The sequence below is a fragment of the Microtetraspora sp. AC03309 genome, assembly GCF_020826795.1.
Classification (GTDB): Bacteria; Actinomycetota; Actinomycetes; order Streptosporangiales; family Streptosporangiaceae; genus Microtetraspora; species Microtetraspora glauca.
In genome coordinates, this window is sequence record NZ_JADDIL010000051.1 from 65361 (window position 1) to 72270 (window position 6910).

Consider the following 6910-nt stretch of genomic DNA (forward strand, 5'->3'; position numbering starts at 1 on the left):
GGGCTACGAGGCGTGGCCGGTGAGCCTGCCGTACAGCTCGCGCGTCTTGGCCGACGGCGAGAGCCCGTCCAGCTCCGCGAGCGCCTGGCAGAGGTCCCGGTACGTCACGTAGACCGCGTCGTTCCGGCCGAGGGCACTGAAGTGGCGCATCATCCGGCACGACACCTGCTCGTTGACGGGGTCCAGCCGGTGGGCCCGTTCGAGTACGGCGGTTACGCGGTCGGCGTCGGTTTCGAGTTCGCTGAGCCTCAGCAGCGCCACGATGACATCGTGACGCAGGTCCTCGGCGGCTTCGGTGGCCCACGGATGGGTGCCAGCGGGGAGGAACGGCCCCGCGTACAGGTCGGCGGCCCTGCGCAGGGACGCGATCACCTGCGCGGGGCTGTCGGCCTGCTTCGCCTCGGCCAGTGCGTCGCGGAGCTGCCACAGGTCGGTGGTGACAAGTAGCGGGTTGAGCCGGTAGCGGCCCCCGACGTATTGGAGCAGGTTCTTGCCCTGGTGCGGGCGATCGAGGACCCGCACCAGCTTGTCGCGTAGTTCGCTCTTCGGCCCGTGGAAGCAGTCGTAGTGGTCCAGCGTGATGTCGGGCCACAGCACTTGGTACGCCCGCTCCCGCGTCAGGCCCTCCCTGTGAACGACCAGCAGACCGAGGAGTTCGGCGACGTCCTTTCCCCGGCTGCAGTCGGCGCTCCCGGCCGGGCCGTACACCGTCACCTGGTCCAGCACTCGGACCGTGATGAACGTCGTGCTGATGCTGAGCTGGCTGTGCTCCGCGCCCAGAGTGATCTCTGACTCAGGAGCGCTAATCGTGATCGGGACGATGTGAACGCTCGGCCCCGTCTCGTCCTGCCGCTCGGCCGGGCCGGTCTCTGTGTCCTGCCTCTTCTGCGCGCGGGCCGGCATGGGGCGGAGCCGGAGCCTGAGCAGCAGCGCGGTCGCACCCGCCACCGCCATGCCGTATAGCAGCGCCTTCCCGATAGGGACGATGAAGGACTCTCGGTCAGCGGTTGTCGCGCCGGAAACGCGTGGACTTGGCACGAGGTGACCGACAGAGGTGGATGGCGTTATCGCCGGCCGGGGCGATATGGCCTCGGAGGCCACTGGCGACGGCGTCGTGGTTGAAGTGGAGCGATGCTTGTCCTGCCTGGCTGGGATGGCCTTGCCGTGTGACGGCTTCTCAGCCGCGCGCTCGACGGGCTTCCCGTGGTGCCGCCCGCTGCTCTGCACCTGCTCGGTACGAGATGGTGGTGTAGCCGGCCGCTCGACGTGAGTCTTCTGCACGTTCTGGCTGGGTGTGGAGCGGTCTTTCTTGGCAGGAGTCACGTTCGGCGGTTTCCTCGGCTGCGGCGGCCTGGAGGCCGTTGGCACCGATTGCGGGATACGGCGCGATTCCTCCAGCCGTGCCAGGAGGTCAGGCATCCGGCCCTCGGCGAGGTCCTTGTTGACGAGGTCGCAGAACTTGTCGACGTCGTAGACCTGCCAGGCCTGCTGGGACACGTGGCAGTAAGGATCCCGGATGGTCATCGCGTAACCGGCCGTTGGACTGAGGCCGACCATCGCGACGCTGAGGAGGGCACCTCGGACGAGATAGCGAGTCCCCTGCCTGCGGGACGGGTACATCTTGATCACAACGCATCACCCCCGGACAGTCTCTGAAAGGGCTGGATGGCGCACGATTCGTGATATCCGAAGATCTACCCCGTACGCGATCAAGGCTGGCGGCTGGAAGATCAAGACTTGGCAATGGATCTCGACGGCGCGAGCCGGAAATTTGCTCAGAAAAGCCGATAACGCCTCCGGTGGGAGGCAGCCCTACAGGGTGAACCGGCGGCGGAGCGCCTGCAGAGCCGTACGGGCGGACCTGGTGAGCAGCAGAAGTCCGGTGAGGATGACGCAGACCACCGCCACGGCGGCGTACAGCCAGGGGTTGTTCGTCTCCATTACCTGCAGGAGCGCCAAAGCGATCCCGGCGGGCACGGTGACGAGGGTGAACACGACGATGGCGCTGTTGACGTAGCGGCTCTCCTCGTCTCGGGTGAGCCGGTTGAAGTCGCTGATGTCCGAAAGGATCTGCTCGTAGCGCCCCGGGAGCATGTGCTGGCGCTGGTAGGCGGACAGCAGCCGATTCGGTACGCCGTGTGGGGTGAGGTGCTGCGCCCACAGATGGCGCCGGAAGGAACCGACCTGCCGTTCGAGTTCGGCCATCGCCGTCTTCAACGAGGAATCGAGTGCGGCGACCGTCCGCTCCTCCAGGCGGGTGATCTCCTGTTGTTGCAGCAGCCCGAGCAGGATGGCGTCCAGGTAGATGGACCGCAGGTACACCTCCGCGTAGCCGAAGAACGCGTCTGCGTGCCCCTGATCGGGACGGATGCCGACGGCCCCGATACCGTCGCGAAGCACGACCGCGTGCCAGTCGCTGGACAGCCGGATGACTTCGTCGTCGCGCGGTTCGAGGTTTCTGGGGTCGGGCGGATAGTCAGCGAACGTACTGCGCGAGCCCAGAGCCCACAGCCATTGGTTGGTGGCGGTCCAGCGCCAATAGCGCGGCTGGAGAAACAGCCGGGGGAGCCCCTGTCTGGTCGCGGTCGCGAACGAGACCGTGAAGGGACGCGCGTCCGGCTCGATCACCACTTGCTCGTCGAGGACCACCTGCGGATCGAAGCCGATCGGCGGCGCGCCCCTGCGTCCGGCCAGTCCTCGTACGAGCGGGATGAGCGTTCCGTTCCGGGGCCGCAGATGTATGGCGACCAGACCGTGGGCATCCGGGAACCTCGTCTGGAGGGCTTCCACGCCGGTGACTTCCACATTGCCGACGATCCGGCGGGTGGCGTCGTGCCAACGCCGAGGGTGCTCGGCATCGCCGTACAGCACGCGAGCGGCCTTGGCGCTGTAGTACTGGCCGCGCGCCTCGGTCGTGGAGCGGACGTGTCCATGCTGGAGGATCAAGGGCCCGGATTCCCACGTCGGAGTGGTGGGGAAGCGGGCCGGATAAACCGCGATCAGGACTTGCCGTTCCAGTCGGGTCACCGGTAATAGTCCTCAACCTCGGGCAGATCGAGACGGATGATGTAGCGCGCCCGGTCGGGCTCCTCCGGGTCGACCAGGAACCTGACCCGTTCCCCGACGTGGAGGGTGCGAAATCCCTCGGTCACGATGTCGGCGTACATGAAGGTGTGGTCGGCGCCGGCTTCCGCGTCACGAACGACGTAGGTGCTCAGCCGCCCGGTATAGCCGCTGCCGTGAGGCAGGCGCTCGGCGATGTACCCGAACCGCTGATCGCCGGGTGCGGAGGTCGCCTCGCCGTTCATCACACCTCCTCGACACATCGGAAGCCGATCACGTTGCTGCGGCCGAACCGCCGGGCGAGCCCCTTGGAGGAGGCTTGCACGGCCCGGTACGGGTTGTCATAGGAACCACCGCAGATGATGACCTCGTCGCGGTGGTCGAGTGTGGTCCCGGTGATCTCCCAGACGTTGCCGGCCATCTCGCGCAGACCGTACGGAGAGACGTTGCCGGGGTGTGCGTCGACCGGGCCTGGCATCGCCTGGGCCAGACGGCCGCGGTCGAGCTCCTCGCGCCAGGCCTCGTAGGTGATCAATGCCTGACCGCTCCAGGAGTCTGCGCAGGTCACGATGTCCAGATCGATGTCGTCGCCCCAGGGGAACAGCCGCCCGTCCGCGCCTCGGGCTGCGGCTTCCCACTCCAGGGAGGTGGGCAGGCGCTTGCCCTCATAGCGTGCGAAGGCGTACGCGCTCCAGTAGCTGATGCAGACAGCCGGAAAGTTCTCGTAGGCCGGGTTGGTGAAATAGGCCTGGATCCGCAGCCGGTCCTGCCATGGCTCGTGGGAAACCTCAGATGGCTGGTCCGGATGATCCCACTGGCGCGAGCCGCCCTGGTGGACTGCCTCCAGGAAACGGTTGTAGCCAGCGACCGTGACAGGGAAACGGTCGAAGCGGAGCGGGCGCTCCATGCGGCGCAGCATCAGATGATGACTTGGCCCGACCAGATACACCCCCGCGGGAAGGACGTGCTCCTCATCGGGAGGAGGCGAGGCCGCGTGAGAGCGCCGGTGCAGGAACTCGCGTACCTGCTCGGTGAGCCGCGGGGGAGTAGCGGACTCCAGTGCGGCTTCCCGATTGCCGGGGTCGCGAAGGTACTCGGCGGCCAGCAGCTCTTGATACGCCGAGTGGATGAAGGCGACTGTGGACGGACCTACCAGCCGGAACAGCCCACGGAGCCGTAGCGCCTCGTAGGTCAGCCGCCCGCCCTCGAACAGGTCGATTCCCAGGTTGTTGACCAGGTCGATGAACGTGAAGATCGTATGACCCCGGAGGAAGGCCGAGCCGAAATACGCGACGAAGGAGGGAAGCGTGCGCTCCAGCCCGGCCGCCGCAGTGACCCGGGCGATGTGGGTCCAGGCCAGCTCGGTCAGGTGGGGAAGCTCGTGATAGGCATGACCGACCTCGCCGGCCAGGCGCATCTCAAGGGGCGAGGCGACAGCGACCGCGTCGTGCAGACGCAATGCGGAGAACCGCGGGACCTGGAGCGGGTTCACGCCTTGGGCGTGGAGCTGCTGGACCAGTTTCTCCGATACCAGGGCGGTGCCGTCCAGCAGTCGCCGTACCTGGGGAGAGTCCTCCAGGAAGGACACTCGCGAGGAGGTGATGACCGCCGACTCGGCCGTGAGCACCTGGGCGAGCTCGGCGAACAGTTCCAGGAAACCGGCCTGGGTCATCAACGGCACTGCCTCGTCGACTGCGTCGAGCGCGACGAGTACGGAACCCGAGCGGGCGAAGTAGTGGAACACCTCGAAGACGTAGCTGTACTCCACCTCCATGTACGGCGCCAGCATGCGGGTGACGAACTCGCGGAACTCCTCGTCGCGCCGTTTCAAGCCCATGTCGAAGTAGAAGCGGTAGCGGCGCTGCTCGGTGGTGGCAGACCGTGCGACCAACTGCTTGAGCAGCGTCGTCTTGCCGCTGCCCGAGCGGCCGACGATCAGCAGGTTCCCGCCCGCGGTGGCGACCTCGTCCAGGATTTCGTCGGCTGCGCCGACCTGAGAAACTCGCTGTTCACCGGTGTGTTCGTCGGTGGTGAGGAGATCCCCGGACAACGTCAGCCGGTCGGTGGCGACCAGTTCCGGATACGTCCCGATGACGTCGGCCAGGTATCGCTCGAGATCGATGAACGCATCCATGAACCGGTCATAGGTGAGGACCCGACAGTCGTCGCCCAGCGGTCCTGGCGCCTCCTGGGTGCCGTTCTCCTCCAGGATCAGGAACCGGGTGAGTTTCGGGAGCTTGGTCTGCAGCAGTTGTCCGCCGGTCGTGTTCAGCACCTGGACCACGTCGTCGACGTTCTTGCTCAGCAGCAGTTCGACGTACTCGCTGCGCAGGCCGCGCTCTCGGAAGAACAGCTGATAGACCGTGTTGCGGGACAGCTCGAACCGCTTGACCGGCTTGAAGCCGAGGGTGACGTATAGCCCGGCGAGGAACTCGGCCTTCGCCGCCACGTCGGGAGCGAGCTTAGGGATGTCTCCGCTCAGGATGCCGCTGCCGGTGCTGCTGAACCACGCCAGCACATCAAGCAGCCGTCGGACCGCGGTGAGGCCGTCCTCGTCGGCGATCTCGTATCCATCGTGTGTGGACCGATTGCGTAGCCGCTGGATGTCGCGCAGAGCGTCCAAGACGGCCCCACTGCGGATGCGCGGCTGCGCGCCCTTGATCAGCTCGTTGAGCGATTTCCCGCCCGGATCGCCCGGGACGTTGTAGTGGCGCCACAGCTGCTTGAGGATCCGCTCCGTGATTTTGCCGACCAGCGCGATCGCGTTCTCGGGGTAACCGTCGCCGAGAGACTTGATTGGGCGTTCGAAGTCCAGTCCGAGATGGTGGGCGACTCGGGAGTGATCGTCCAGTTCGTTGCGTAGCTGGCGTAAGCGGGTATCGAGCTCGAAGCTCACGCCTTCACTCCGAGGACGAAAGCGAATCGGTCGGGGAAACGGAGCTCAAGGGAGGGGTGCCTGCGACGGATCTCGTCGATCCCCGCTTCGATGGCGGCGTCGTCGAAGTTCGACAGCAGCGACATGTAGCGGCTGCGCACCATACGCATGTAGCGCTCGGCAGTGAAGACGAGCGGGAACTCGTCATAGGTGAGTTCGGCGGCCAAGCCGCTGTCGCGCATCGCGGCGGCGATGTCCTCGGGGTCGGGTTGCAGTTCTCGGAAGAGTTTCAGAGCTGCGTCGAACAGCGGGTATTCGATGCTTGTCGGCAACATGGCCACGAGGATCCGCCCGCCCGGTCGCAGAAGCCGGGTCAGGCCGGCGAGGACAGCCGACGGATCCGCGACATGATGAATCACCTCTTTGAGGAGGATCGCGTCATAGCCGTCATGCGGGAGCCGCACTCGGCCTTCGGCGAGATCTTCAGCCCCCGCATGCAGTGGGATCAGTCGGTCGTCAGCGGGAAGCTGCTCCAGCATCGCCTGGGAGGGATCGACACAGACCACCGTGCTCGCGTATTCAGCCAGGCCACGGGCGTACAGGCCCGTTCCACACCCCACGTCGATCGCGCGATCGTCTGGACCGGGACGCAGCCGCTGCTGAATGCTGCTGGTCATCCATTGGATGAACTCGGAGCTGTGCGCCCAGTTCTCGTCGTACTTGTCGGCCAAACGATCGTAGTGCGCCCGTGTGGCATCGTTTCGCACGAGATGTCGCCTCCCTGCCTGATCAAGACAACCCCCAAGCATCTGTCAAGTAATGCGCCTGGTCAAGGAAGCTTAATTCGGGATACTTGTATTGACGTTTTCTCAGCGTGATCGACTCGGACAGTAGGGCTTTCCTGAGCAGAAACGATCACACGCGGGCAGACACGCGGACGAACAGAGAACGCCGGAAACAGGCGTGGAGCCT

The 6910-nt window shown here is 65.7% G+C and carries 5 protein-coding genes; all 5 read right to left on the reverse strand.

What is annotated here, in order from left to right; genetic code table 11:
• Positions 1-3: 3 nt before the first annotated feature.
• Complete coding sequence (locus IMZ11_RS26995; protein ID WP_228645242.1) at positions 4-954, reverse strand: bacterial transcriptional activator domain-containing protein; 951 nt, start codon at positions 952-954, stop codon at positions 4-6.
• 858 nt (positions 955-1812) lie between these two features.
• A complete protein-coding gene (locus tag IMZ11_RS27000) occupies positions 1813-3027 on the reverse strand; it encodes a hypothetical protein (RefSeq protein ID WP_228645243.1) in 1215 nt (404 codons plus the stop codon).
• Positions 3024-3308: a hypothetical protein gene (locus tag IMZ11_RS27005; protein ID WP_228645244.1), complete on the reverse strand. Its 285-nt coding sequence runs from the start codon at positions 3306-3308 to the stop codon at positions 3024-3026. Before IMZ11_RS27005 ends, IMZ11_RS27000 begins: the two co-directional genes overlap by 4 nt.
• Positions 3308-5959 carry an SUMF1/EgtB/PvdO family nonheme iron enzyme gene (locus IMZ11_RS27010; RefSeq protein WP_228645245.1) on the reverse strand — a complete coding sequence of 884 codons (2652 nt, stop codon included), beginning with the start codon at positions 5957-5959 and terminating at the stop codon, positions 3308-3310. The genes IMZ11_RS27005 and IMZ11_RS27010 overlap by 1 nt, the downstream gene beginning before the upstream one ends.
• The gene (locus IMZ11_RS27015; protein WP_228645246.1) at positions 5956-6705 is read right to left on the reverse strand and encodes a class I SAM-dependent methyltransferase; all 750 of its coding nucleotides are present in this window, start codon (positions 6703-6705) and stop codon (positions 5956-5958) included. The genes IMZ11_RS27010 and IMZ11_RS27015 overlap by 4 nt, the downstream gene beginning before the upstream one ends.
• Between the last annotated feature and the right edge of the window lie 205 nt (positions 6706-6910).

Coding starts and splice junctions, on each gene's coding strand:
- IMZ11_RS26995 (WP_228645242.1), bottom strand. CDS start 954: ATGGCGGTGGCGGGTGCGACCGCGCTGCTGCTCAGGCTCCGGCTCCGC.
- IMZ11_RS27005 (WP_228645244.1), bottom strand. CDS start 3,308: ATGAACGGCGAGGCGACCTCCGCACCCGGCGATCAGCGGTTCGGGTAC.